The sequence below is a fragment of the Alistipes sp. HGB5 genome (assembly GCF_000183485.2).
Classification (GTDB): domain Bacteria; phylum Bacteroidota; class Bacteroidia; order Bacteroidales; family Rikenellaceae; genus Alistipes; species Alistipes finegoldii.
In genome coordinates this window covers 1-24,639 of sequence record NZ_AENZ01000057.1, presented here as the reverse complement: position 1 = coordinate 24,639, position 24,639 = coordinate 1, and the positions used below count along the sequence as shown (strand labels likewise).

General features: G+C 55.7%; 24 protein-coding genes and 2 tRNA genes. 9 read left to right on the top strand and 17 right to left on the bottom strand.

Annotated features, from left to right (window positions below; all coding sequences use genetic code 11):
* Positions 1-8: 8 nt before the first annotated feature.
* Positions 9-1,163: an acyltransferase family protein gene (locus tag HMPREF9720_RS09800; protein WP_009598319.1), complete on the bottom strand. Its 1,155-nt coding sequence runs from the start codon at positions 1,161-1,163 to the stop codon at positions 9-11.
* A gap of 357 nt (positions 1,164-1,520) precedes the next feature.
* Positions 1,521-2,096: a hypothetical protein gene (locus HMPREF9720_RS09795; protein ID WP_014776545.1), complete on the bottom strand. Its 576-nt coding sequence runs from the start codon at positions 2,094-2,096 to the stop codon at positions 1,521-1,523.
* A gap of 810 nt (positions 2,097-2,906) precedes the next feature.
* Here HMPREF9720_RS09795 and HMPREF9720_RS15180 point away from each other — a divergent pair.
* The gene (locus HMPREF9720_RS15180; protein ID WP_009598271.1) at positions 2,907-3,101 is read left to right on the top strand and encodes a helix-turn-helix domain-containing protein; all 195 of its coding nucleotides are present in this window, start codon (positions 2,907-2,909) and stop codon (positions 3,099-3,101) included.
* 167 nt (positions 3,102-3,268) lie between these two features.
* On the opposite strand, the gene HMPREF9720_RS09785 is transcribed toward HMPREF9720_RS15180, so the two are convergent.
* Positions 3,269-3,341: transfer RNA gene (locus HMPREF9720_RS09785), tRNA-Gly, on the bottom strand.
* A gap of 109 nt (positions 3,342-3,450) precedes the next feature.
* The gene (locus tag HMPREF9720_RS09780) at positions 3,451-4,053 is read right to left on the bottom strand and encodes a nitroreductase family protein (protein WP_014776542.1); all 603 of its coding nucleotides are present in this window, start codon (positions 4,051-4,053) and stop codon (positions 3,451-3,453) included.
* Between the two features lie 157 nt (positions 4,054-4,210).
* On the opposite strand from HMPREF9720_RS09780, the gene HMPREF9720_RS09775 reads away from it, so the two are divergent.
* The 6 genes from HMPREF9720_RS09775 (at position 4,211) to HMPREF9720_RS09750 (ending at position 7,722) form a co-directional block, all read left to right on the top strand.
* The gene (locus HMPREF9720_RS09775; RefSeq protein ID WP_009598164.1) at positions 4,211-5,194 is read left to right on the top strand and encodes an acyl-CoA reductase; all 984 of its coding nucleotides are present in this window, start codon (positions 4,211-4,213) and stop codon (positions 5,192-5,194) included.
* Positions 5,195-5,242: 48 nt separating this feature from the next.
* Positions 5,243-5,752: an IS1096 element passenger TnpR family protein gene (locus tag HMPREF9720_RS09770; protein ID WP_009598246.1), complete on the top strand. Its 510-nt coding sequence runs from the start codon at positions 5,243-5,245 to the stop codon at positions 5,750-5,752.
* Positions 5,745-6,650 carry a tRNA (adenosine(37)-N6)-dimethylallyltransferase MiaA gene (miaA, locus tag HMPREF9720_RS09765; RefSeq protein ID WP_009598191.1) on the top strand — a complete coding sequence of 302 codons (906 nt, stop codon included), beginning with the start codon at positions 5,745-5,747 and terminating at the stop codon, positions 6,648-6,650. The genes HMPREF9720_RS09770 and miaA overlap by 8 nt, the downstream gene beginning before the upstream one ends.
* A 42-nt stretch (positions 6,651-6,692) precedes the next feature.
* Positions 6,693-6,778: transfer RNA gene (locus HMPREF9720_RS09760), tRNA-Leu, on the top strand.
* Between the two features lie 361 nt (positions 6,779-7,139).
* A complete protein-coding gene (locus HMPREF9720_RS09755) occupies positions 7,140-7,424 on the top strand; it encodes a helix-turn-helix domain-containing protein (RefSeq protein WP_018696786.1) in 285 nt (94 codons plus the stop codon).
* A gap of 1 nt (position 7,425) precedes the next feature.
* Complete coding sequence (locus tag HMPREF9720_RS09750; protein ID WP_009598269.1) at positions 7,426-7,722, top strand: helix-turn-helix domain-containing protein; 297 nt, start codon at positions 7,426-7,428, stop codon at positions 7,720-7,722.
* A gap of 27 nt (positions 7,723-7,749) precedes the next feature.
* On the opposite strand, the gene HMPREF9720_RS09745 is transcribed toward HMPREF9720_RS09750, so the two are convergent.
* Complete coding sequence (locus HMPREF9720_RS09745; protein ID WP_039940391.1) at positions 7,750-8,139, bottom strand: hypothetical protein; 390 nt, start codon at positions 8,137-8,139, stop codon at positions 7,750-7,752.
* Positions 8,140-8,208: 69 nt separating this feature from the next.
* Complete coding sequence (locus HMPREF9720_RS09740; RefSeq protein WP_009598209.1) at positions 8,209-8,526, bottom strand: DUF2958 domain-containing protein; 318 nt, start codon at positions 8,524-8,526, stop codon at positions 8,209-8,211.
* 209 nt (positions 8,527-8,735) lie between these two features.
* Here HMPREF9720_RS09740 and HMPREF9720_RS09735 point away from each other — a divergent pair, with 209 nt between their 5' ends.
* A complete protein-coding gene (locus HMPREF9720_RS09735) occupies positions 8,736-9,551 on the top strand; it encodes an AbiH family protein (protein ID WP_009598187.1) in 816 nt (271 codons plus the stop codon).
* Here HMPREF9720_RS09735 and HMPREF9720_RS09730 read toward each other — a convergent pair.
* A complete protein-coding gene (locus HMPREF9720_RS09730) occupies positions 9,548-10,525 on the bottom strand; it encodes an IS982 family transposase (RefSeq protein WP_009598283.1) in 978 nt (325 codons plus the stop codon). The genes HMPREF9720_RS09735 and HMPREF9720_RS09730 overlap by 4 nt on opposite strands.
* Between HMPREF9720_RS09730 and HMPREF9720_RS09725 the strand changes: the two genes are divergently transcribed.
* Positions 10,517-11,083 carry an AbiH family protein gene (locus HMPREF9720_RS09725; protein ID WP_083817623.1) on the top strand — a complete coding sequence of 189 codons (567 nt, stop codon included), beginning with the start codon at positions 10,517-10,519 and terminating at the stop codon, positions 11,081-11,083. The two genes, HMPREF9720_RS09730 and HMPREF9720_RS09725, sit on opposite strands and share 9 nt — an antisense overlap.
* 16 nt (positions 11,084-11,099) lie before the next feature.
* On the opposite strand, the gene HMPREF9720_RS09720 is transcribed toward HMPREF9720_RS09725, so the two are convergent.
* The 10 genes from HMPREF9720_RS09720 to mobC all read right to left on the bottom strand — a co-directional run bounded on the left by HMPREF9720_RS09720 (position 11,100) and on the right by mobC (position 24,533).
* Entirely contained in the window at positions 11,100-11,279 is a 180-nt protein-coding gene (locus HMPREF9720_RS09720; RefSeq protein ID WP_009598202.1) for a hypothetical protein, read from the bottom strand.
* Between the two features lie 9 nt (positions 11,280-11,288).
* Entirely contained in the window at positions 11,289-12,944 is a 1,656-nt protein-coding gene (locus HMPREF9720_RS09715; protein WP_009598310.1) for an OmpA family protein, read from the bottom strand.
* 2 nt (positions 12,945-12,946) lie between these two features.
* Entirely contained in the window at positions 12,947-13,504 is a 558-nt protein-coding gene (locus tag HMPREF9720_RS09710; RefSeq protein WP_009598168.1) for a DUF3575 domain-containing protein, read from the bottom strand.
* A gap of 23 nt (positions 13,505-13,527) precedes the next feature.
* Positions 13,528-15,360, bottom strand: a complete 1,833-nt coding sequence (locus tag HMPREF9720_RS09705) for a DUF4906 domain-containing protein (protein WP_009598318.1) — start codon at positions 15,358-15,360, stop codon at positions 13,528-13,530.
* A gap of 4 nt (positions 15,361-15,364) precedes the next feature.
* Positions 15,365-16,858 carry a DUF4906 domain-containing protein gene (locus tag HMPREF9720_RS09700; RefSeq protein WP_009598242.1) on the bottom strand — a complete coding sequence of 498 codons (1,494 nt, stop codon included), beginning with the start codon at positions 16,856-16,858 and terminating at the stop codon, positions 15,365-15,367.
* Positions 16,859-16,885: 27 nt separating this feature from the next.
* The gene (locus HMPREF9720_RS09695) at positions 16,886-19,483 is read right to left on the bottom strand and encodes a DUF4906 domain-containing protein (protein ID WP_009598130.1); all 2,598 of its coding nucleotides are present in this window, start codon (positions 19,481-19,483) and stop codon (positions 16,886-16,888) included.
* Between the two features lie 61 nt (positions 19,484-19,544).
* Positions 19,545-20,576 (bottom strand): DUF4906 domain-containing protein, encoded by a 1,032-nt coding sequence (locus HMPREF9720_RS09690; protein WP_009598198.1) that lies wholly within the window; start codon positions 20,574-20,576, stop codon positions 19,545-19,547.
* A 27-nt stretch (positions 20,577-20,603) separates the two neighbouring features.
* Positions 20,604-21,116, bottom strand: a complete 513-nt coding sequence (locus tag HMPREF9720_RS09685) for a DUF1896 family protein (RefSeq protein WP_009598276.1) — start codon at positions 21,114-21,116, stop codon at positions 20,604-20,606.
* A gap of 12 nt (positions 21,117-21,128) precedes the next feature.
* Complete coding sequence (locus tag HMPREF9720_RS09680) at positions 21,129-22,406, bottom strand: DUF3945 domain-containing protein (RefSeq protein WP_009598178.1); 1,278 nt, start codon at positions 22,404-22,406, stop codon at positions 21,129-21,131.
* 114 nt (positions 22,407-22,520) lie between these two features.
* Positions 22,521-24,533 (bottom strand): conjugal transfer protein MobC, encoded by a 2,013-nt coding sequence (gene mobC, locus HMPREF9720_RS09675; RefSeq protein ID WP_009598258.1) that lies wholly within the window; start codon positions 24,531-24,533, stop codon positions 22,521-22,523.
* Positions 24,534-24,639: the final 106 nt, after the last annotated feature.

Genomic DNA, 24,639 nt, shown 5'->3' with positions numbered 1-24,639 from the left:
TATGTGGCTCAGGGTGTCTGCCGTACCGGCTTTTGCGTGCGCAGGAGATGCTTCGTCAGGAACCTGCGCACCGGTTCGTCGTACAGTTTCAGGCACAGGTATGCCAGCAGCACGGACCCGATGACCAGCGCCGCTGCGCCGGGCAGCGATTGCGCGAAGGTCAGGTTCCCGTTTTTCACCCACGCATAGTACAGATAGATGAACGGATAGTGCACCATGTAGAGCGGATACGATATGTCTCCCATGAATTTGCATATCCTTGCGGTCGTCCTGTCCGTCGTCTTGCCCGACGCTCCGAGGTAGACGAGCAGCGGAAAGGCCAGCGCAAAGCACAATGTGTCGTACAGCCCGTTCATCCAGTAGTTTTCCTCTCCGCCGATTCGCGGCACGGCCAGCAGGACGACGACGCCCAGACTGCATATCCAGAACGCCCCCTTTACCTTCACGGGCCTGAATACGCGCGACATCAGCAGTCCCGCCGAGAACGAGAACAACAGCCTCAGAGACCCTCCGGCTATGTTGTCGCCCGTCAGCGAGAACCCCGCGCATATGTCGCCGTAGGGACCCCATACGGCAAACGCCGCCAGTCCGCATCCGGCGAGCAGCACCAGCGCCGCGAGCACCTTGGTCGGCAGCCTGCGGATGAACAGCGCATAGAGGATGTTGCCGATATACTCGTAAAACAGCGACCAGCTCGGACCGTTCAGCGGGAACATTTCGGTCACGCCCCGGATCTCCATGCCGGGCGTGGCCGGAATCATGCAGGCGTTCATCAGGGTCGCTGCCAGCAGCATCGTCACCGAGACTTTCGAGACGTCCCATACGGAGCAGCCCTGAAAGTAGAACATGACGGCTCCGATCACCGCGCCGATTACCACCATCGGATGCAGACGGATGAACCGTCGCGTGACAAACTCCCTTACCGTCATTCGTTTCCACCGGTCGTCGTAGGCGTAGCCGATCACGAACCCCGACAGAATGAAGAAGAAATCGACGGCCAGATAGCCGTGGTTGATTCTCTGATCGACGTGACTTGTCGCAAAGGCTTCGAACACGTGAAACCAGACGACCATCAGCGCCGCTACGCCGCGCAATCCGTCGAGTATGTTGTAGTGGGGTTTCGTATCTGCAAATGCCGCCGCAGAGACTTTTGTTTCCGACATGGGTGGTTGTTTTTGCTGTTGTTTGGGGTGAATTGGCTTTTACAGGATGCAAATATACGAAAAGTGCGGTTCAAATCGGTCATGAACCCCACTTTTCATCTCTTCTGCCGTATTTCGCCGGCTTCGCCGCCCGCTTTCGCCGCCCGCTTTGCTGCCCGCTTCCGTCGTCCGTCTCCGCCCGCCCTCTTGCGCCCCTCCCGTTTGCATCCGCGGCCCCGGCGCCTGTTTCCCGGCCGCCCGCTTCGCGTCCCTGCTCTGCGTCCCTGCTCTGCGTCCCTGCTCTGCGTCCCTGCCCTGCGTTCCGGCCCGGCCCGTTTCCCCGTCGCCTGCTCCGCACTCTACCCTGCCCGTCCCCGCTCAGCTTGCCGGGCTTCGGGTCTCCTCCTCCCCGTCCCGCAGGGCCAGCTGCTCCAGTACCGTCATCACACGGTCCGTCAGGGCCGCCATCGTCCGCTCGTCGTTGTAGCCGGACAATTCCGCGTCCGTGCACCCGTCGGGAAACGCCATCGCCAGCAGTTTGGCGCTCAGCAGTGTCAGGTAGATGAGCGGAATGACCGGCGCCGTGCCCATCCCGTCGCTCCGCACCGTGATCCGCTGCTGCGGAACCGCCAGACGCCCCGGTTTCCGGCCTTTCTCCCCGGCGTTCCAGAGCACGTTTTCCTCGGCCTGCGTGACGTAGAGATTGAACGACGTCTCGTTCACATACTCCGCCCGGTCGGCCCATAGATCGACGCCGCAATCGTCGGCCGACGCTTCGGTCTCGACGCCGCAGTCGGGCATGTCGCACATGATCGCCCGGATGATGATGTTCTTGTCGCTTAGCTCCGCCGACCGCAGTTTGCTCAGCGCCGCGGTGCAGATGCCCACCTGCGTTATGTAATAATGGTTGATGGCCCGCAGGGTCTTCTCGAATTCGGGGTCCTCTTCGTTCATCGCGTGGTTTTGGGTTTGAAAAAGGGGCGGTTCCGACCGAACAAGTGACGCAACTTCACTTTAGGAAGAATTCAATGCGGAGACCGCCCCGGCTGCCAGATTTCAGGGACCGCTTCCGGCGCAATGCCTGCCGGCTGCATCCGGAATGCGGGATTGTACGTGTCGCTCAGAGAGCCTTATGACGCCCGCCGCGCCGGATCGTGCGGCGTGAGGGCGTTCCCCCGCTCCCCGGCCCAAAAACGGACGTCCTGCCGCGCGAAATCGAACGGCAGGAACGTCCGGCCCGTATTGTGCCAGAGCAGTAAAATATAATGGGGATTTTGGGCTTTCGGGTAATTCCGGAATCGGATGCGACGGGACATTTTCTTCGGTTTTCGTTGGTGTGAATCCGCGTCCCGCAAGGGCATAAAAAAAGCAAGGGACGCGATAACAAATCCTCTCAGAAGGCTTTAGGCGGCCTAAAGTCAGGAAATGTGTACCGCGCCCTTGCAAGTCCTGCCCGAAGGCAGGACATAACAAGGACTGGCAACATCTATACCTGACTTGTGAAAATGCCCAAATTTTCTGAGCGGTATAAAGAGTTGCTGCTCTCTATATGTTATTGTTATGTCCGTCGGCTATGCCGAGCTATATTGATACAAAGTTATCATAATTTCTGCATACATGAAAGTTTGGTCTACAAATATAAACAAAAAAACGGATTTCCCTTTTATGGGGTAATGAAAAAGATTGAAATGGTGATTTTTTTGTAAAAAATTCAGCGAACTGAAACCGACAAATCCCATATTAGTAAATTTGGTCGCTCAACGAATGCGTGAAATTCGGGAACAGCATGACCATACACAAGAGTATTTATCCAATAATACTCACTTAAAGATATGGGATTATGAAAGTGAACAAAAATTCCCCTCATTAGGATCGATTTCTAAATTCTGCGAATTTTACGATATTTCTTTGGAAGATTTTTTTGCGGGAATGACCTATCCAAAAGGACAAAAGAAATAATGTGATTGCAAAAATAATAACCGGGCATCGGAGCAGTTTATAACTCTGATGCCCGGCTTGTTTTATCCGCCGTTTTGCTTGTTATGGCAAACATTCTGCCCGTCTTCCGTATTTTTCGAAAAAAAAGAAAATGGTTGATAATCGACTGATTATCAACCATTTACGAGAGCGGAAAACGGGACTCGGACCCGCGACCTCAACCTTGGCAAGGTTGCGCTCTACCAACTGAGCTATTTCCGCATGGCGTGTTTCGCAATTGCGAGTGCAAAGGTAAACAAAAAATCCGAAACTCCAAATTTTTTCTGCGGGTTCTGCGGATTTTTTTATTGCGAAACCGGCCTGAATGCCCTTATCTGAACACCCGGATGCGTTCGTCCAGCGGTTTGAACGTCTTTTCGCCCGGCTCGCCCGCCGGAGTGCCGAACGGCATCTGCGCTATCAGCCTCCACTCTTCGGGCAGACTCCAGCGTTTGCGCACCTCGTTGTCGATCAGTGGGTTGTAATGTTGCAGCGACGCGCCGAACCCGGCGTCTTCGAGCATCGTCCATATCGCCAGCTGGTGCATGGCCGAGGTCTGTTCGGACCAGACGGGGAAATTGCCGGCGTAACCCGGAAATTTCTGCTGCAGGTCGCGGACGACGTTCGTATCTTCGAAGAAGAGCACCGTGCCGTATCCCGCCGCGAAACTGCGCTCGATTTTCTCCTCGGTGCGTGCGAACGCATCTTCGGGAACGATCGCCCGCAGCGTGCGCTTCACGATTTTCCACAACTCCTCGTGGTGTTCGTGCAGCAGCAGCACGGCGCGCGTGGACTGCGAATTGAAGGCCGACGGTACGTGCTTGATTGCGAAGCGTACGATTTCCTCTATTTGTGCGTCTTCGACGGGCGATTCGGGGGCCAGCGCGTAATAACTGCGGCGGTGGCGGAGTGCCTCTTTGAATGTTCTTTCCATAGTCGTGAGTTTTACTTTCCGTATAATACAAATATAGCACAACTTTGGATATTTTATGCGGTTTTCACGATCTTTACGGAAAATAGGATGCGCCTCAGGCAAAAAAATGCAAACGAGTTTTTCTTTTTGCCGTTCGGCTTTCACTATCTTTGTCCCCATGAAAAGCGCAATCGAACTCTTTTCGGCCTTGGGCCGCAGGCTGGCCGACTTCGGCGGCGACGTCCCTACGCAGGAGGTCGCGGAGCGTGCCTGCCGGGCCAACGGCTGGTTCACGCCTGCGGATGTCCGCCGCGCCGTGGCCGCAATCGCCGACGGCATGCTTCGCCGCGACCGGCTCGAAACATGGCTCGCCCCCTACCCCGTTCCGGTCGCCGTGCCGCGCCGCGTGCTGGTCGTCATGGCCGGGAATATTCCGCTGGTCGGCTTCTTCGACTTGTTGTGCGTCTTGGCCGCCGGCCATCGCTGTCTGGTGAAGCCTTCGGCCAAGGACCGGGTGCTGACGGAATACGTCGTCGGGATGCTGCGGGAGCTTGATCCCGAAGTTCCGGTCGGGTTTTGCGACGGCTCGTCGCCGGTCGATGCGGTGATCGCCACGGGCAGCGACAACGCCAACCGCTATTTCCGGACGCAGTACGCCGGAATCCCCGCCCTGCTGCGCGGCAGCCGCCAGTCGGTCGCCGTGCTGTCGGGCCGCGAGACCGAAGCGCAGTTGGAGGGCCTTGCCGACGATATCTGGGCCTATTCGGGGCTTGGGTGCCGCAGCGTGTCGCTGCTTTTCGTTCCGGAGGGGTACGACCTGCGGCTGCGGATGCCTGCGGTGAACGAAAAATACCGGAACAATTACCGCCAGCAAAAAGCCCTGCTGACGATGACGGGCCGTCCTTTCCGGGATCTAGGGAGCGCCGTCGCCGTCGAAGAGCGGGCTTTTCCCGCCGCGCTGAGCCGCATCGCCTGCTCGCGCTACAAAACGCTCGGCGAAGTCGAAGCGTGGCTCGCGCAGCACGACGCCGAACTGCAATGCGTCGTTTCGGAGTGCGTTTCCCACGGCCGCCGCACGGGATTCGGCCGCGCCCAGTCCCCGGCGCTGACCGATTATCCCGACGACCGGGATGTAATTGCGTTTCTCGCGGCGCTGAATTGACAAAAAGTATTATATTTGTATAGAGATATATTCTAAACACCTACAGCTATGTCGATGGTTTTCCGATTCCGGATGTTGAGCGATGAAAACGACAACTTCGTGCGCGATTACGAAGTGTTGTACGACACGACGTTGCTCGAATTTCATGATTTCATTCTGCGTTCGCTCGAATACGAGGAGTGTATGGCGTCCTTCTTCACGGCCGACGACCGCTGGGAGAAACTGCGCGAATTCACGCGGATGGATATGGACGACGGTGCGGAAGACGCCCCGCTGGCGATGGAAAAGGTGACGCTGGGGCAGATCATCCACAACAACCGCGACCGGCTCATCTATCTGTTCGACATCTTCGGCGACCGGGCCTATTTCCTCGAACTGACGGGCAGCTTCGAATCGAAGCCCGGCATCTCCTACCCGCGCGAGATCTATGCGCAGGCCGAAGCCCCCGACCAGTACGATCCGTCCAAGAATGTCGTTTCGGGCGAAGGCTCGATTTTCGACGACGTGATGAGCGAATTCAGCGATTTCGAAGGGGACGACAATTACGACGATGAGTGACAAACGGCTTATCGTCGTCGTGGGACCGACGGGATCGGGCAAGACGGACCTGAGCATCCGCCTTGCGCTCAACTACGACGCCCCGATTCTCTCGACCGATTCGCGGCAGGTCTACCGTGGGCTGCCCATCGGCACGGCCCAGCCTACGCCCGAACAGTTGCAGGCAGTTGAGCATCATTTTATTGCATCCCATGACATAAACGACAACTTGAACTGCGGCGAATATGAGACGCAGGCATTGGTGCGTCTCGGCGAACTGTTCGCCGCACACGATTACGTCGTGGCCGTCGGCGGCTCCGGACTCTATGTCCGCGCCTTGTGCGAAGGCATGGACGACCTTCCGCAGGCCGATGAAACCCTGCGGCGGAATCTCGCCGCGCGGCTGGCGTCCGAAGGCGTGGAGAGGCTCGCCGAAGAGCTTCGGACGCTCGATCCGGCCTATTACGCCGAAGTGGACCGCAGCAATCCCGCGCGTGTCGTCCGGGCTTTGGAGGTTTGCCTGCTGACCGGACTGCCCTATTCGCAGCTGCGGACCGGCCTGCGCCGCGAGCGCTGGTTCGACATCGTGAAGGTCGGCGTCGATATGCCCCGCGGGGAGCTGTACGACCGGATCAACCGCCGTGTTGACCGGATGCTTGCCGACGGACTCGAAGCCGAAGCGCGCGCCGTGTACCCCTACCGCAGTCTCAATGCCCTGCAAACCGTCGGTTACCGCGAGTTTTTCGACTATTTCGACGGGCGTATTTCGTACGACGAAGCTGTCGAACTCATCAAGCGCAATTCGCGCCGCTATGCCAAGCGTCAGCTGACGTGGTTTCGCCGCGACGGGGAGATCCGCTGGTTCCGGTCCGACGAAACCGACGCGATTATAAGTTACATAGATTTTGGTAAATCGTAAAAAAATCGTACTTTTGCCGACGTCTTTCGCCGAAAGACAGTGGCTCGGATGGTGGAATAGGTAGACACGCCGGACTTAAAATCCTGTGACCAGCAATGGTCGTGCGGGTTCGATTCCCGCTCCGAGTACGTAAAACTCCGGTCAATCGGAACAGTTTCCGGGGATTTACAAAGCAATGCTGTAACTGAATGAGTTACGGCATTGCTTTTTTATGAGGTAATGATTTAGAAACGCAAGTCTCGAATAAACTTACATCGAGGTTCATCCTGTCAAACAACTCTATACAAATATACGAAATATCTGATAAAAAAAGCAAATATGATTTTTATTACTCCATTTGCCGATTTATGGCGGACATCAGCGTCACCGTCGATCATTTTTTCCTTTGAGCGGACTGGAACGGTCTGGAGCGGACATAGGAATCGTTTTCTGAAGGCTTGGATTATCTTGCACATCCTTAACGCAGAAATCACCTAAACCCTCAGCATTATGGATTGCGTCCTTATGGAAACGAGCGCCTATAAAGAGTTGCAGGCGCACCTTCAACGTCTTCTGGAGCGAGTGTCTGCGCTCCATTCCCTCTCCGCCCAACCGACAACTGTCCGGTGGCTTACGGCCGAGGAGGTCTGCAAGGCCTTGAGCATCACCAAGCGGGCCTTGCAATACTACCGCTCCGCCGGCATTATCCCTTATACAGCATTAGGGAATAAAGTACTGTTCCGGGACGACGACATCCGGCATCTCCTGGAAAAGAATCTGATAAAAAGCCTGTAGCATGCCCGAAGAGATCATCACCCGCGACAGCGCCGCGTTCAAGGAACTGTACCGCGACATCGTCAAAGCCATCCGGGCTGTCGATATTCTGATCGACACGCACCGCCCGACCATCGGAAATGAACTGTACCTGACCAGTGAGGAGATTTGCAGCATCTTCAGCATCTCGAAACGCTCCTTGCAGAATTACCGGGACAACCGCCAAATCCCTTATACTACTCTTGGTGGAAAGATTCTTTATCCACAGTCCTCGCTTTATAAACTGCTGGAACAGCATTATATGAAAGCGCAGCGCTGATGTAGCCTGTATAAGGGGAAGATCAAATCACTCTTCCCCTCCTTTTTTGGACGTATAACTGATATAGTTGCTCGAATGGATCACGCATATCTGCCCATCCGGTGTCCCGAAATCAATGAGGATCGGATATTTGTAAAGCGGAAGATAGTATTTCTTTCCGAAGGACTTGCGGATTGCCTCCGCAGCCAGCAGGATTCCCGATTCGGCCGTTATGGGACGATCGTATCCGGGATATAGTCGCATGATCTCCATGCGGCATTTATTGATGTCGTCGAGCGTAAAGACCTCTCCGCGGATGATGCGCAGCAGACGCAAGGTAAGTTCGTATTCGCGGGACAGATTTCGACGTTGGTCGTCGTTTGTAGCTTCCTCCAACTCTTTCTTCAACCGTTCGGCTTTTTCTTCGAATGTGGCCATATTTATAGTTCTTTTTGTGTAATGATTCTGTTGTCGGCAAGGGGCAGTAAAATTCCGAGGCCTTTGCCGTCATTCATCCTGCGGCAGAAAATCCCGGACGTATTTCCTGGCCGTGTAAATGTCGCGTTCGATGGTAAGTCCGAACGGCAGACGAAGAGATGCCAGCTCGGAGAGCATTAGGTAGCCCCACTCCCATTCGTAGATATGGCAATAACCGAACAGGCGCCAGTCGTCGCCTTCACGTTCGGCTTCGGTAATGAGCCATGTCCCCGTACCGCAGGGGTTGAAATATTTGACGAGGACTTCGGCATCCATTCCTTTTCCATCCTGTGAGTGGAAAGGGTGTTTCTCGAATTTCGAGATAATTTCTTTCGTGAGCAGTTTCATAAGAAATAATATTTTGACTGTCCGGAACGCCCGGACAGCAAGAGACGAATAGCCGCTGCATGCGACAAAGACAAGGCGAAGACCTTGGCGTGTCGTCCGCAGCGGCTATCTTGCTGGACGGGTCGGCGTAAGAAAAAATCATTTACAATCCTTGTTCACAGCAGGATAAATGGTTATCTTTGTTATGGACTACTCTAAATGACAAGCAGATGATGAATCGGATCATATTAATCGGTAACGGCTTCGATCTGGCGCACGGACTGCCGACGAGTTATGCGGATTTTATTCGTGGATACAATATCACTTTGAAATTAGGATTGCTGGAGGGTGAATATGAGCGATATGATGGTCTATGTTCTGTCAATATTTCTGATCCGGAGGATAGGAAAACCCTGGAACAGTTTCGCTGGATGTTGCAAGATAATACGTTTCGGTTTATACGAAATTTGGGAGAAATAACACCAGCAGAACAATATGATCATTTCGTCAGTGATCATTTAATTTATGAAAGTAAGTTCTTCGAAACAATAAATAAAGCCGTCGAATCAAAAAAATGGGTAGATATCGAGGGAGAATACTATTCACTGCTCAAAAAAGTTTTCAAGGACAAGTCTTGTAAGTATGGAGATCCCATTCAACTCAATGAAGAACTGGAATTGATAAAGGGGGCTTTGACGGGCTATCTAAAATCTGTTCAAAAGCATTATATCAAATCAGAGTTAAGGAATCCGGATATTGAACAAATTATTCATGAGCCATTTAACTTTCGTGATGTCGCCGTGAGTGCTCAAAAGCAATTTCTGGAATATATCGTGAACAAGTGGGCCGAGAAAAACAGGATTGAATCGACAGGCGAAGAAACCAAGGCGGATGAGAGTTTCGCTGCAATAGCATCAAACCTCGTAACAAACTGGGAAAATGAAGGGCTGAAGTCCAAATTCATTGAAGAAATTAAAAACGGCAATGGTGCAGTTTGCGACGAATTTGCATATCCGGAGAGAACCCTAACCCGTTGGTTGAATTAAAATAAAGCATCTTTAACAAGACCAATTTTACGATGGTTACAGAAGTTGATGTATTGCAGCACGGTCATAGCAGCGATTTTTGCGGCAGTACGTGTAAACAGTCCGCCTGTCTGCTTTGCATAATTGCGTACCATCATGAATTGGTCGTTAAGTTGAGAGAAAACGGTTTCGATTCGCTTCCTGAAACGCCTGTAAGCCCACGAAGGATTTCTCCAATTCTTTTGGTTCAAGCGATACGGGACTTCAAGCTTGATATGAGCCGTTTCGAAAAGGTCTTGTTGCACCTCAGCACTTAAATACCCCTTATCTCCAAGCATAAGACAGTCGTGATAATCCCACTTTGCATCATCCAGATAATGTATATCATGAACATTTGCAGCCGTTATATCATAAGAGTGAATAACACCACTTATTCCACAGATAGCGTGGAGCTTATACCCATAGTAATACATTTGTTGGGAGGCGCAAAAGCCTTTGGAAGGTGCGCTTTGCGGATTATCATTTCCCATAACGCAACGCTTGGCTCGTGCCAGCTGGCATACTTTGACAGGCTTGGAGTCTATCACAAAGACATTTTCCCCACCGTCTATGCTCTTGGCAATATCCCTGCGGATGTCTTCTGCAAGACAAGCCGTGAGTTTGCGACGGACGTTGAACTGTCTTCTGGATATAAGGTTAGGGATATGTTCGGGAGATTCAGCCAATCTCTTAAAGAGGTTGTTCTCGCTGTCATAACCGAATGCTTCGGCTGTAAGAGAAAGAGCTATAACTTCCAAATCAGAAAAGGTGGGAATAACTCCACGGCGAGATACATTGCCATGTTCATTTACACGATTTCCTGCAAATTTCTTGCAGATGTCGTTGATTTTTGTGAATTTTTCGATGAAGTTGTGCATACGACGGTTTGAACTCAATAGTTTGGATGCTATTAAGTTACTAAAAACCAGAAATATGCACAACCTTTCATTTGTCATTTTACTAACTTTTTAATTCAACAACGGGTAACCCTATTATTGAACTTCAACTATACGAAGACTGCCGACTTATATCTTCCAGCAAATTCAGACATTCCCGTAAATCATATTCACGGAGAATTGGATAATGAGCAGAATCCTGTTATTTTCGGTTATGGGGACGAACTGGACGAGGATTATAAGACTATTTCGAATCTGAATGATAATAGCTACCTAACCAATATCAAATCTATCCGTTATCTGGAAACGGACAATTACCGTCAATTACTTCAGTTTATTGACACCGGTCCCTATCAGATCTATATCATGGGGCATTCGTGCGGCAATTCGGACCGCACATTGCTCAATACTTTATTCGAGCATAAAAATTGTGTATCGATAAAACCTTATTATTACGAATGGACTGACGAAGAAGGAGGTCATAGCGATAATTATATCGAGATCATCCAGAATATTTCGCGTAATTTCAACTCCATGCAGTTGATGCGCGACCGTATCGTAAATAAATTGTATTGTCGGCCTTTGCCGCAAAAACCTAAAGTGGCAGCGATTGAATGATCGCTGCCACTTGTGTCTATTCCTCCGGTTCCCAGTCCGGAATCTGTATTGTGTCCTGTATTTGGGGACAGTGAATGATTTCCACTTCTTCGTATTCATAAACATTGCAACTGCCGAAAAGAGAAGCTGCCAGTGTACCCCAAATTGCAACAAGCAGACAGAACAGAATTGCATGCTTGATTTTTTGTTGCTTCATAATAATTTGTCATTTTAAGAGTTCAGCAATTTCCGGATCGAGATTACCCCGATACTCCATGCGCTCGTCCAATCGACAGGCTTCGAGGAAATGGCGGCGGCCCTCCTCCTTGCGCCCCAGCCGCGAGCAGGCGATAGCCCGCAGGTACTCCGTCGCGGCATCTTCGGGCATCGCGGCCAGCAACTCCATCGCCCGCTCGTTGTGATCCAGCGACAGATGGGCCACGACCGTGTTGCGGTCGTTGTAGTCGTTCAGAATATAGAGTGCTTTGGCGTATTTGCGTTTCTGCAACAGCTCCACGCCGCGGGCATAGGTCGTGTCCAACTCCGTGGTGTGAATCGTATCCTTTACCATCCCCTTGCGGCGCAGATTGTAACGGAAATTCACGGCTCGCAGCTGCGGGTAGATCACCGAACGGATATAGGCATACTCTTTCGGGAACCGCAGCCGGATGGCCTGCTCCCGCCGGTCGGGATTCTTTTCTGATGCAATTAGCGCAAGAATCGCCTCGCGGTTTTCAATGCTTTTGTCCGTGCGAATGCGCTGCGTCAGCTCCGGCCAGTTCTCGGCCACCCACCGCACGATAAGCATCGTGTCGATGCTTCTGCCGTATCGGCGGACAAGATAGCGTTTCAATGCCTGTGCCCGTCCTTGCGAAAGACGGTCGTTGAAAGCGTAAGCTCCTTCCGGAGACGATGCCGCCGTCAGCGTGATGGTATCGACCCAGAACTCCTGCTGTTCGACGATCTGCCGTATCAGGCCGGTGATCTTGTCCAGCTGTTGCCGGTTGTCGCCCAGCGTATCGACCACGCGGGTATCGCCCACGAAAAACTGAATGTAATTGCGATCTTCGACGGTCACGAACTTGTCGATGACCTTGATGCGATACCTCGGCACGGTATCTACGAAGGAGAGCATCGAAGATACGACGTAGCTCAACGTATCGGACGGCGGCAGCCGGTAGGCGCTGTCGTCCACGGCCAACACCTGTCCTTGAAGCGTTACCAGCATCTTTTTCGAGGTCTCGTCGGTTTTCACTGCTTGGGAATAGTAATACGTGACGGTGCTTCGTCCTTCGACCAGTGAATCGAGCCGGACGTCTTCGGGATAGGGAAACTTCACGAAACGGTTGAAGGCCGCCTCGCGCCCCTCGGTATCGGGGCGGAAGCGTTCGACATAGGTTTCGTACTGCCAGTAGTCGCGCTCTTGCAGCAGCGAGAAGCGTCCGCCGCGGATCACCAGATCTTCGAGCGCCACGGATTCGTCGGGCTTGTGCAATATCGGCGTGATTACGACGCTGCGGCTCTTGCCCAACAACTGCTTGGGCAGCGTCACGATGAAATCCAGCACGACGCGCCCGTTGCGTTCGGGAATAGACCGCATCTTCGCCACGACCGTCACCTGCTCGATCTGAAGCGCCATCACGCGTTCTCCGTCGGCAAGCGTATCCACGAGTGCAAGAAAGAATGTGTTGCTGTCACGCTGGAGTTTTACGACCTGCAGGCGGGAGTCCTGCTGCCGCTCCTGCCGCTCGGCGCGGGTAAGCTGCGCCAAACCTGCCGTCGCCTGCTGCCGCTGAAGCCGTCCGGCTACCGAGCAGCCGAACAGGCTTCCGAGCGCTGCCGACAGCAGACCTATCTGCAATATCTTATTGCATATCTTCATGGCTAAAAGATATAAGAGAATGAGACTTCCAGTTTTGTCGGCGCCAGCGTCCAGCGTCGGTAACGGTAGATGTATTCATCCTCCCAGTCAGAGACGGTCGGGTCGCGGCGTGTGTCTTCGGTATGGAACAGCCCTATGCCGGCTTCGAGGGCGATATTCCATCGTTTCGAGAGCATCCACGCATATCCGTAGCTGACACCAAGACCGTAGGCATTGCCCTTATAGCGTTTTGTCCGGCTTCCGAGGTCGTAGTCGGCATAAGTGAGGTGCTGCCCGAGAAAGTGCCCGACGAAGGATTCGTAGAACCAGTAGCGGCCGCCGAGCTGTACGGCGTGGAAGTTCATCGAGAGGGATGCGGTATTCACCGGATTCCAATAGCCGGACAGCTCCAGCGACCAGTTGTCCGTCAGGGCCGTTTCGGCCCCGACGTTCAGCGTCGCGCTGCATGCCGCAAGGGCGTTGGCCCTCACGGCGAAGATCTGCGCCGCAGCCCTGCGGGGCGCTCCCCACAAAGCCGCCAGCAGCAAAACCGCCGTAATGAATATTCGTTGTTTTTTCATGTCGTTTTTTGTCTGTTTGAAAGTTATCGTACGGCGTATTCGACCATTCCGTTCTCGGATGCCGTGCGGGAGAAAGTCGCTTCGTAATCGGTCATGAAGTAGTCCGTGTAGCCAGTTCCGAGATCGAGCGTCGCCGAGGCGCGTCCCCTCATCCGGTCCGCCTCGATCTTTACGTTCATCGTACAGGTCAGCGTCTTGGTCGCCCCGCCCCGCAGCACTACCGTCACTGTGGGGTTTAGGGTAATCGTCAGATCGTTCATAACCGGATAGGTCCCTTCCGCAACGACCTCGATACCGCCCGATATTTTACTGAAGGAGCACGTAAAGCAGGAAACGGTTTTGATTCCCGTGACAAAGGAGTCGAAGAAGGCGCTGTTGCCCTTTTCATCCGTCACGGTGATGCGGTAGGGATTCTCCCCGACGGCCTCGGGACGAATACGCAGCGGGTAGGTGCCGTTCCCCGCCACCGTATAGCCCGTGACGGGCCCGATGTCATCCGTCAGGTTCCGGAACAGGGTCGGCGTACCTTCGACCTGCACGGTATAAGTCCCGTCGTAGTCGTCCTGCTCGACGGTGAAGTTCACGCGGGCGCGGTCGAGCGCCGCCAGTTCAAACTTGTCCTGCGTGAAGGATACCCGCAGCGGCTCGCGGACATAGCTCGTCTGCAGCACCCGCTCGGCATGCAGCCCGGTTTCGTCGGTCAGGACGAGGCGCAGCCGCACGTCGCCCTCCCGTTGCTGCGTATAGGCGATCTCCGCGATTCTCTCCCCGTCGCCGGAGAGGAACGGATAAGGCACTCCGAAGAGGATCGGCTCGCCGTCCAAGGTAACATCGCCGTCACCCTCTTCCCGCTCGCAGGTCAGGAAGCAGGTGCTCCGATCGTTGTTCGTGCTGACGACCCGGAGCTGCGCCGTGGCGGTTCTGCCGGGCGCATGACGTTCGGTGAAAGGCGTCACGGATACCTCGGTGGTCGAAACCCGCCAGTCCACGGTATTGCGTCCCAGAATCCGGGCCTCGATGCGGTAGACCCGGTTGCGGGCGATGTTGAAGTCCGAGGTGTTGTTCTCCCCCAGGTAGATGCGGTAGACGACGTGCAGGCCGTCCGCCTCGCCCTCGATCAGGATATAAGCGGCATATTCCGGGGCATTGGCCTCGTTCTTCTGCTCCTGTCCCGGAATCAAGACGTTCTTGCCCTGCAGGTTCTCCGGGAGGTAGTAAACGGCGGAATAGCCGTCGCCGTCCGCCGGGAAGGCTTCCGTCGCGGCGCACTCCCCGTCTGCGGTGATGCGGCCCTCGCCGAAGAGCGCCGCGAAGCGCGGGACGTTGCACAGACGTACGGAACGCACGGAGAGCGAATTTCTGAAATCGGCAGCCACCGTATAGCTGAAATCGACCTTCGCCACGGCCCGCACGAGTTCAATAGCGATCTGCGTCGTGCCGCGCACGGTAAACGTCCGCATGGCGGACATGGGAAGCGTTCCGGAGTCTGATCCGTCAGGGTTCCATGCGCTGCGCAGCGCCCGCACCTCGGCTTCGGGCAGCGGCCCGGTGTCCGTGCCGAGGTTGGCGACGGCATAGAGGGTGTATCGGCCGTCGGGAAGCTCCAGCGCGACAGTGCGCTGCGAGGCGGCGTAGACGTGCCGTGCCTGAGCATCGTTTGCCGGGTACAGGTAAAGGTTGATATCCTCGACGCGGCTCTCGTCCGCAACAGCCCGCGTGCCGGGCAGAGCGTCGCAGGAGAACGTGAAGGTCACATGCCGGGGGCCGTGTACGGCCGGAGTGCATACGGGCATCTCGTCCGAGCAGGAGCCGGCGAAAAGCAGCGTTCCCAAAAGGATATGAATGAGGGTTTTCATGGTTTTATCTGAAATAAGCGTAAATAACGGCGGGATCGTCGTCCGGGGAGAAACGGTACTGTTCCTCGTAGCTCAGAACCCCGGTATGGTCGGCATTCCGGCACCAGCCTTCGAACAACCGGTCCGCATCGGGTGTGGCGACGAGCGTACAGCCTTCGTCAGGACAATATATGAGCGAGTACCACGAAGCGAGCGTCATGTCTTCGACCACACGCAGCGCATCGGGCGAGGCGACGGTGCCTTTCCCGTTGCTGCCGTCGAACCATTTGGTGTAGACCCGAAGCAGGTGGGCGTAACAGTACGGGAAACTGAACGAGGCGACCTCCCCGTAACGGTCGAGGATCTGAACCCGGAACATAAAGCGGCACTCCTCGCGCGTGAAGGACGGCGGCCAGTAACGGATATCGTAGTCGTTCTCCGGGCCCCGGATCTCCATCGTCCTTGCAACGGCGCCCCATTGGCCCTCGAACCCGAAATACCGCACATCTCCGGTCTTCAGCTCCACGAAGGCTTCGACCCCGGTCTCTTCGTAGGCCCCGCCGAGCCGCAGCGTCAGGCGCATCGGCTGCCGCTCCAGCAGGAAACCGTTCGACAGCGCAGCCTCCGGCGTGCACAGCACCTCTACGGTATAGGCCCGGATACGGGTGTCGACCTCGGCGTCGCCACGGATCATAATATCGAGTCTATAGTGCGTATTGGCCCGTATGTCGAAGTTCGAGGTGTTGTTGCCGCCCGGATAGATATAGTAGTCCAGCACCTTGGAGCCCCGCAGAGCGCGGATGCGCAGGAACGTCGCATCCGCCGGGGCGTTCGCGGGGCCCTTGTCCCGCTGGTCGGCGATCGAGGGAACCTCGCCCTGCAGGTTCGGAAGCATGTAGAACGTCCCCGTCAGGGTCTGCGACGACGAGCCGACGATTTCTCCCGCCGTATATTCCGCAGCCCGCAGCCCGGGGTCGAAGACCGGCATCCGGGCCGGGAGGTTCACGGGTTGGACGCTGTGCAGGCGGATGTCGCCGGCATCCGGTGCGACAGAGATGTTATAGGTGACTTTCGCCACGACGCGCTGCACCTCGACGGTCGGAAGCGTCACCGTTTCATCCGACGAGGGAATCGACACCTCGCCTTCATAAGCCATCGGCAGCGTATCGTAGTCGTCGGCGTGCGTAACGGCGAGATTCTCCCATGCCGGGCTATCGCCCGTGTCACGGCCCATATTGGCTGCAATGCGCAGCAGGTAATTGCCCGGCAGGCACTCGAAGCGCAGCGTCGGGGAACTCTGGTAACGGTGCTGGACGACATTGCCGTCGGCGTCGAGAAGGTAGAAGTTCAGGTCGCGGAGCGCCTCTTCGTCCGCAGCGCGGGGCACGGCCGTCATCGGGTCGGGACATACGGACATGCGGACTGAAACGCCGCGGGGCTGCGGGCATGCCGAGCTGTCCTCGGCGATGCAGCTCCACAGAAACGGGAGCACTGCGAATATCCACAGGTATCTTTTCATGGCAGTGGGAATTTTACGAGGTTTCAACTATTCCCGGACGCAACGCACGGGATTGGCGGCATAGCGGTAAAAATCCGTCGTATTGACGAACGGCGGGTAGTTGCTCGTGTCGAATACGATCGAGGTGCAGGCCACGTCGTGGAACACGCCGGTCGAGCCTCCCCAATGCAGATAATACGGGGCATTGGTGTAGAGCCTTCCGAGCGACCCGTTGCGGTCGTAACGCCCCTCATAGAATGTTCCGCCCAAAGGTATCTTCGCCGTCTGCGTGCCGTTGCAGCGGATCGTAACGTAATAAGGTGCCGATACGCTTATCCGCTCTATTCCCGCGAAATCCTCGGCACCGGGTACTTTCCAGCCCGGAGGGCACGGATCGTAAATGGATTTATGGCTGGTGCGGCTGATATTATTTTTCCCGGTCGTGACGTTGCCCCAGAGGTTCGGGTGGTGGTCGCAGAGCCAGTCCAGCGAAGAAGCCCACTCTTCCCAGTCCTCGAAGGAAACGCCGTCCATATAGGTCGTAGGATGCGCTGTGGCCCATTCGAGGGTCATCACGTCGTAGGGCGACTCGGTTCCGGAAGTCCGCGGATCGCTCTCGGCATATTCGAATCCCGCGGCATAGATGGTCGGAGCCTGTATATAAGCGTCCGTCGCCGTGGCCGGATACGGGAACGGGTCTTTGCGACCCCACTGGTAGTAAAGGCCGCGCGAGGCGGGCAGTGTATAATCCGTTTCCAGCGCTCCGAGGTTGCGATCCATAAAGACAGCTCCCGAAGCATAGGTCTGTGCCGTGGCCGCCGGATCGTAGTCCGTCGCCCAGATATGCCACGACCAGAGGCATTCCCCACGGCTGTCGAAAAGCCCGATCACGGCGTTGCCGTGCGTCGTACCGGTCGTAAAGGTGATTCGTCCGTCCTGATATCGCACATCCTTAACGATCGCCTCGCTCAGCGTTCCCGTTTCCCACAGTATGCGGGCAGAGACGCCCGACAGACGCTTGGGAGTGACGTTGAGCGTCGTGCAGCCGTTGCCCATCGTCGTGGCGTCGAACGAATAGGAGGTGTTCAGCGCGGGAGCGATATAGCAGTTGGCCGTGCCCTCGTCGTCGAGCGGCCGGGTGTTGGCCGTGAATTTCGGGAAGATCGACGCATCGTTCGATGCGGGAGTGTAGAGATAGGTCGTCGATGACGACAGCCGCTGCGTATAGCCGTCCGTCGTGTACCATCCCTCGAAGCGGTAGCCCGCGGCAGGAAGCGCCACCAGCGTACAGCCCATCTCGTGACACATGACCACATGGTTGCGCGTTCCGGCGATTTCAGCGGTATAGAGCGCTCGGGAGACGTTCACCCAACCTTTGCCGTTGTCGGCAGTCTCAACGACGACCTGAAGGCGGTTTGCAAAGCGGCGCTCGAAATCGAACGACTGCGCAAGGCCCGCATCGTCTGCGACCGTCACGGTATAGGCTACTTGGGAGTTCGCCGCGGTGTAGACCGGAAGGTCGTAGTAAAGGAAATATTCATTCAGCCCCGGTTGGTTCGCAAGCTCCAGATCGCGGCCCGTGCCAATGGAAGCGTCGTCTACGAGCAGGCGGTTCTTGTCGCCCTGCGAGGCCGTGATACGTCCCCGCAGCGTCAGGGGCGCGGGATCGCCCTCCACCTCGACGAACAGTTCGCCCATCACGTCGTATGTGCAGTAGCCGCCGATCGCATTTTCCGCGTAAGAGTCATAGACGTTGAGCGTATAGCTGCTGACACGGGTGTCGACCTCGCTGTCGCCAAGGATCGAAATCGCGAGCCGGTAATGTACGTTGGCCCGGACATTGAAATCCGTGGTGTTGTTATCGCCCAGGTAAATGTAATAGGCCAATACCTTAGCTCCCCGTACAGCCCGGATCAGAAGATACGACGCATTCGCGGGGGCATTGTCCGGATTCTTATCGCGCTGGTCGGTAATGGACGGAACCGTGCCCTGCATATTCGGAAGCAGATAGCAGTTCCCCGAAATATGCTGTCCCGAAATCCCGCTTTCCGGGCAGTCCGTGTAGTCGTCGGGGGCGTCCGACGGCCGGGCCGCCACGTCGAAGACCGACACCGCACGCGGCACGGAACAAAGCTGCACGGAGCGAAGCTCGATGTCTGCGGGTTTGACGGCGATATCGTAGGATACCTTCGTCACGACACGCTGCACCTCCACGACCGGAAGTGTCAGAATACCGCCGGACGAGGACGTGATCGTAACGTCGCCCTCATAGGACATCGGCAGCGTATCGTACTCGTCGGCGTGCGTAACGGTGAAGTCTTCCGATGCGGGATTCTCACCAAGGTCACGGCCCATATTGGCGGCGATACGCATCCGGTAGTTGCCGGGCAAGGACGTGAAGCGCAGCGTCGAAGAGCTCTGGTAGCGGTGCAGGACGATCTCGCCGTCATCGTCATAGAGATAGAGGTTCAGGTCGCGGAGCGCCTCTTCGTCCGTAGTGCGGGTTACGGCCGTCATCGGGTCGGGACATACTGTCAGCCGAACCGAAACGCCGCGGGGATGAGGGCATGCCGACCTGTCTTCGGCGATGCAGCCCATAAGGGTCGCGGCAAGACTTATCGACAGGATATATAATAATCTTTTCATAGCTTTGAAAGAAAAAGGGCTCCGCCCGAAACACAGGACGGAACCCGGTACGACATGCGGACTATGCTCCCAGTTCGACGGACTGCGTGACGGGTGTCTCCCAGTCGGCGACGGTCACCGTCACGGCGCAATCCTGACCTACGAGACCTGTGATATTGGCCGCGATACGGTAGTAGCCGTTGCGCAGGATCTCGCCCGCGGCCTTGCCCGTCAGCTCCACCGAGTAGGTCACCTCCGAGCGGTCGTCCGTGGTCGAGCCGTTGCCGTCCAGATCGTATGTAGCGTTGATTTCCAGCAGCACACGGTTTCCTGCCGTTAAAGAGCCGTTCTCGAAGCAGTAGAACAGGGCGTTGTATTTACCCGATGCCGCGGCGAGGGTTTGGGTATGCGTGTAGCTCATGGCCCCGGGCGTCGGCGTGCCGGCTACGACCGAAGACTGAGAGGCTGCCTTGGAGAGTTTTACGGAGTTGATCGTGAGCTCTCCGGCGTACTTGTCGGCGAACGACGGGTCTATGGTCGTCTGGAGGGCCACTTTGGCTACGGTACGTTTGAGCGTGATGCCTACCGACGTCGTGGAATTCACGGCGCCGATGGTTTTCGATGTCGAGCCCGACATCACGAAGCCGCCCGAACGTTTGGCCGCGGAGGACACTTCGGCGAAGGTGCCGTTATAGTCGGCAGCCGACTTTTCCACGAGGACCGTAAGGGCTGCGCGGGTCTTGGCCGACGAGGCGTCGTAGTTCGCTACGGCGTAGAATGAGCACTCGGTGCCGGCCGCAGATTTGGGAAGCGCGAAGGTCGCCGATTTGGAAGCGAGCTCCGACGAAGTGAAGTCACGGCGGATGATAAGTGCTCCGCTATTGTCGAAGGCGAAGACCGAGAGCGACGAGAGCGAGGATTCCCACGACTCGGCCTTGGCCGAAGCGTCGAAGAACGCGCGGGTGTCGGCCTCGTCCGCTCCGGTGAGCGTGATGGCGATCCGTGCGCCGTCGGAGGTCTCAGGCAGCGCGGGGTTGATTGTGTCATTGTCTTTGTCGCACGAGGCGAACAGGGCGGCGGCCAGAGCGGTCGCTGCAAAAAGAATCTTTTTCATAAGGTAATAAGAAATTAAGTGAATGAACTACTTACGCTTGTTGCGTTTTGAATATCGGGGTTGTTCGGAGTATGGGGCAGGCGGCTTTTCCTTGCGCGCCGGGCTGCGGTAGCCGGGAACGCCGTTCTCATCGATCCAGCTGCGGATACCGGTGCGGAGTTCTTCTTTGAGCTGCCGGAATTCCGGGCGTTCCGAAAAGTCGTCTTTCAGATCGTAGGCCCGAAAGATCGGAGCGCAGATACGCACCAGTCGCAGGGCGATCTCCTGCCGTTGGTTTTCCGGAATAGCCGGAAAGTCCGTGGTGAGAATCAGGTGAACGGTGTCGTATTTCGAGAAAAGCAGGCCCCGGAACAGGACTTTGTCGGCGGCACGGACAGCCGAAGCGGCAGGCACTCCCAGCTCGACGCTTTGTGCGTAGCTTTCGAAGGCCAGACGGCTGCGCCGTTCGATCATCACATGGTGGAACTGACGCGGAGGATGGCGTATTTCGAGGAAATGCCGCAGGCGCTCCCGGAACCATTTTTCATCGGGGGTTTCCATCGCAGGAGCGGATTAGCGTTTGCGACCGCGGCCCTGACCCTGATCCGGAGCCTGCTCCTGCGCTTTCTCGGCCTTCTGCTCCTGCTTTTCCTGTTGCTCCTGACGGCGCTGCTGCGAGAAATCGTAGACCACGCCGTTCGAGCGGGGGTCGATACGCAGGATACAATTCAGCGCCTTGCCGTTCTTGCCCAGAATGGGATGTTCCTTCTCTTTCGAACAATCCAGACCTTCGGGGCTCAGCAGGGCCGTGCGCTGACGGTCGTCGAGCTGTTTGTCGAGTTGCGGAGAGATATAGGGGCGGCTGAACTGGTAGTCGGTCATCTTGTATTCGTTCGAGAGGACATCGAAGCCCACTTTGCCTGAATAGGTGATGTCGCTGCCGCGCATGGAGCAGCCTTCGACGAAGACGCGGCCGCCCAGAGCCAGTTCGTTCTGCTGCGTATCATCCAGACGCACGCCGTTGAAATAACGCAGATCGGGAACTTCGTTTTTCGGAATGGTGACAAGGCGGTTCGTCGCGGGATTCAGCGTGGCGAAGCACCACTCCTTCTCTCCCGTGTGCGGATTGGGAAGTTCGTACAGCCGGTCGGGGGTCTTTCCGGCCAACAGCTGCTCCTTCTCACTCGTGGAGAACATCATCCGGTACTCTTCGCGCTCGAACTCCGGACGCGGAAGGGCACTCGTCAGACCGACCTGCACATCACCGTTCATGTCCTTATAGGGATGCAGGGCGAACTGACCTGCGACGGGAATATTGCCGATCTTGAGGGTCACGTCATGCAGGTCCGTCGTCGGAAGGCCGTGCTTCATCGCCTCCAGTTCTTTGGGAGTAACGATGATACCCATCTCTTTCAGCTCCTGCAACTTCAGATCCGGAGTGTCGAACTTGACCTTTTCGAGTTGGTACGAGGTGACGCGATGATCGTAAAGGGCTTTGAGGCCCTCAGGGTCTTTGGGATTGTCGGCAAGGCGCAGCAGCGATTGTGTGACTTCGCTGGCCTTGTCGGCGGCGACTTTCAGAAAATGAAACGGCTTGGCGTTCTCCTGCGACATGAAGCCCTTGATGAAGGCCGCGACTGCGGAGCTGTTGCGAAGTTCGTAGAACGCCGGTTTGTTGGCCGTGAGCGGTTGCGTCGTCGTAACCTTGTATTGGTTACCGCTTTGTTTGAGGTCGGAGACGGCCTCCACGGCGCCGTTCTGCTCGTTGTAGAGCAGGAGCGTTTCCTTGTACTTCGGATCGGCCTGTTCGGGGGTCTGAATCGGTTTTTGATTCTGATTTTCTTCGGGCATAACACAAAATGTTTTAAGTGAAACAAAAGGTTCATGCCGCGAATATAGAAGCATGTTTTCCGAAACGATGCCCATGTCCGCTCCAGTCCGCTCCAGTCCGCACCGAGGCAAAAATTACGGTTTTTTCTTGGGTAAAAGTTTCGCGAGATCCGGATCGGCTTCGATACGTGCGATCTCCCGGCGGACAAGCTCCGCAACGTCGGCTTTGACACGGTAATAATTCTCTTTGACGATCTCCTCCATGTGATCCTTGCCGTCCTCACCGACAAAAGAGGATATTTCGGGAATGGGGACATAGGCTGCTGTTTCCGCCTTGACCTTATCGTTGTCGATGACGATCTCGGCATGGAAGATCTTCTGCTCGATACGCTCGTCGAAGTTGTCGGCGACCGAGCCGACGAACATGCCCTGCGTGAGGTTGGAGATTTTCGAGGCAGGGATCAGTGTTTCCAACTGCGTATTGGTCGAGGTGGTGACGTTCTCGTTCGATACCGAGTGCGACTCGCGCAGTTGCACGATCTTGCCGAAACGCTCCGACAAGGTGCGGGCCGTGTCGCCCACGACCTGTCCCGAGAAGATATTGCCCACAGTATTAGTGATGACCTTGGCCTCTTTCTCCCCGTAGTCGCGCTCCAACTGCGAAAAGTCCTGAAATCCCAGACAGACGGAGACCTTGTTCGAGCGGGCCGTGGCTATGAGGTTATCCAGCCCCCGGATATAAATCGTCGGTAGTTCGTCGATGATAAGCGACGATTTCAATTTCCCCTTTTTATTGATAAGCCGGATAAGGCGCGAATTATAGAGTCCCAGCGCCGCGCCGTAGATGCTCTGCCGGTCGGGGTTGTTGCCCATGCAGAGGATTTTCGGCTCCTCAGGGTTATTGATGTCGAGTGTAAAGTCATTGCCCGTAAGCACCCAATAGAGCTGCGGAGAGATCATACGCGAGAGCGGGATTTTCACCGATGCCACCTGTCCCTGCAACTGATCCTGCGCATTGCTTTTCCACGCATCCATAAAGGGTGAGAGGTAGTTTTCCAGTTCGGGATAAGATGAAAGAATCGGGAAAATCTTTTCGAGAGGTTGGCACAGAAACTCGATGGCGTGCGGGAAGGTACAATAATGTCCGTTGTCATAGATTTTCAGGTACCAGATGATCGCCGCCAGCAGAATGACGGCCGAATCGGTGAAGAAGTCACCCTGCTTGTCCACCCACGTCTTATTGAGGTTCAAAAGCGTGACGTAGGCGCTTTCGTAGGCATCCGAGATATCGTCCATGAAGCGGGCGTCGATGGGATTGCAGCGGTTCGAGCGGCGGGGATCGTCGAAGTTGATGATGCAGAATCTCGGTTTGACGGTGTATTTGTCCAGATGCCGGAGCAAGTGGTTATAGGCGATGCGCGTCAAATCGTCGAACTTATAATCATAGATGAGCATCGAGAATCCCTTCTCGATATGCTGTTTGATATAGTTGTTCAGTACTGCGTAGCTTTTCCCGGAGCCGGGCAATCCGATAACGGCCGTTGAACGGTAGACGTTTACAACCGATATCCACCCGTTCCGCCATTGTCCTTTATAGCGGTAACGCGTAGGTAAGTTCACCGAGCAATCGTTGTCAATACAACGTTCCTCCTGAAGAAAACTTTCGTTATTGTCATTGAAAGGATCGTCCATAAGCGGCTGTTTCATCAATCGCCGCAGCCACACGCCGGCGGCCAGCAGGCTGAGGTAGCCCGCACCAAGGGTCAGCGTGTAGCTCCAGCCCTGGAAGCCGATCCCAGCGGGCAGCGACAGCAGAAAGCCGTTCAGAAAGAACAGCGGGAAGCCGAGGCAGGCGGCAGCGACGATATGCCGCCTGTCGACCCTGCCGTTGCGGACGCTCTTCGTGCCGTAGCAGCCAAGCGCGAGGAACAGAAAGGCGCAGAGTTTCGTAATGACGGGAGAGGAGAAAAGAAGAGTTGTCCGCTGGATATCGAGCAGGAGACGGTCGGCATAACCGTAGGTCAGGCCGCATGACGAGAGCCATTCGTAGCAATACCAATACACGTGCAGCACCAAAAAAAACACGCCCAGCCCGCGGGCGAACTGCACGATATTTTCAAGGGCTTTCAAATCATCTTCCTGTTGCATGGCAGAGAATATTAAAAGTCCCGAAGATACATCTCCGGCAGAAAAACAGGTACCCATGTCCGCTCCAGTCCGTCACTGTCCGCACCGCATAAAGAACGCTCCGATG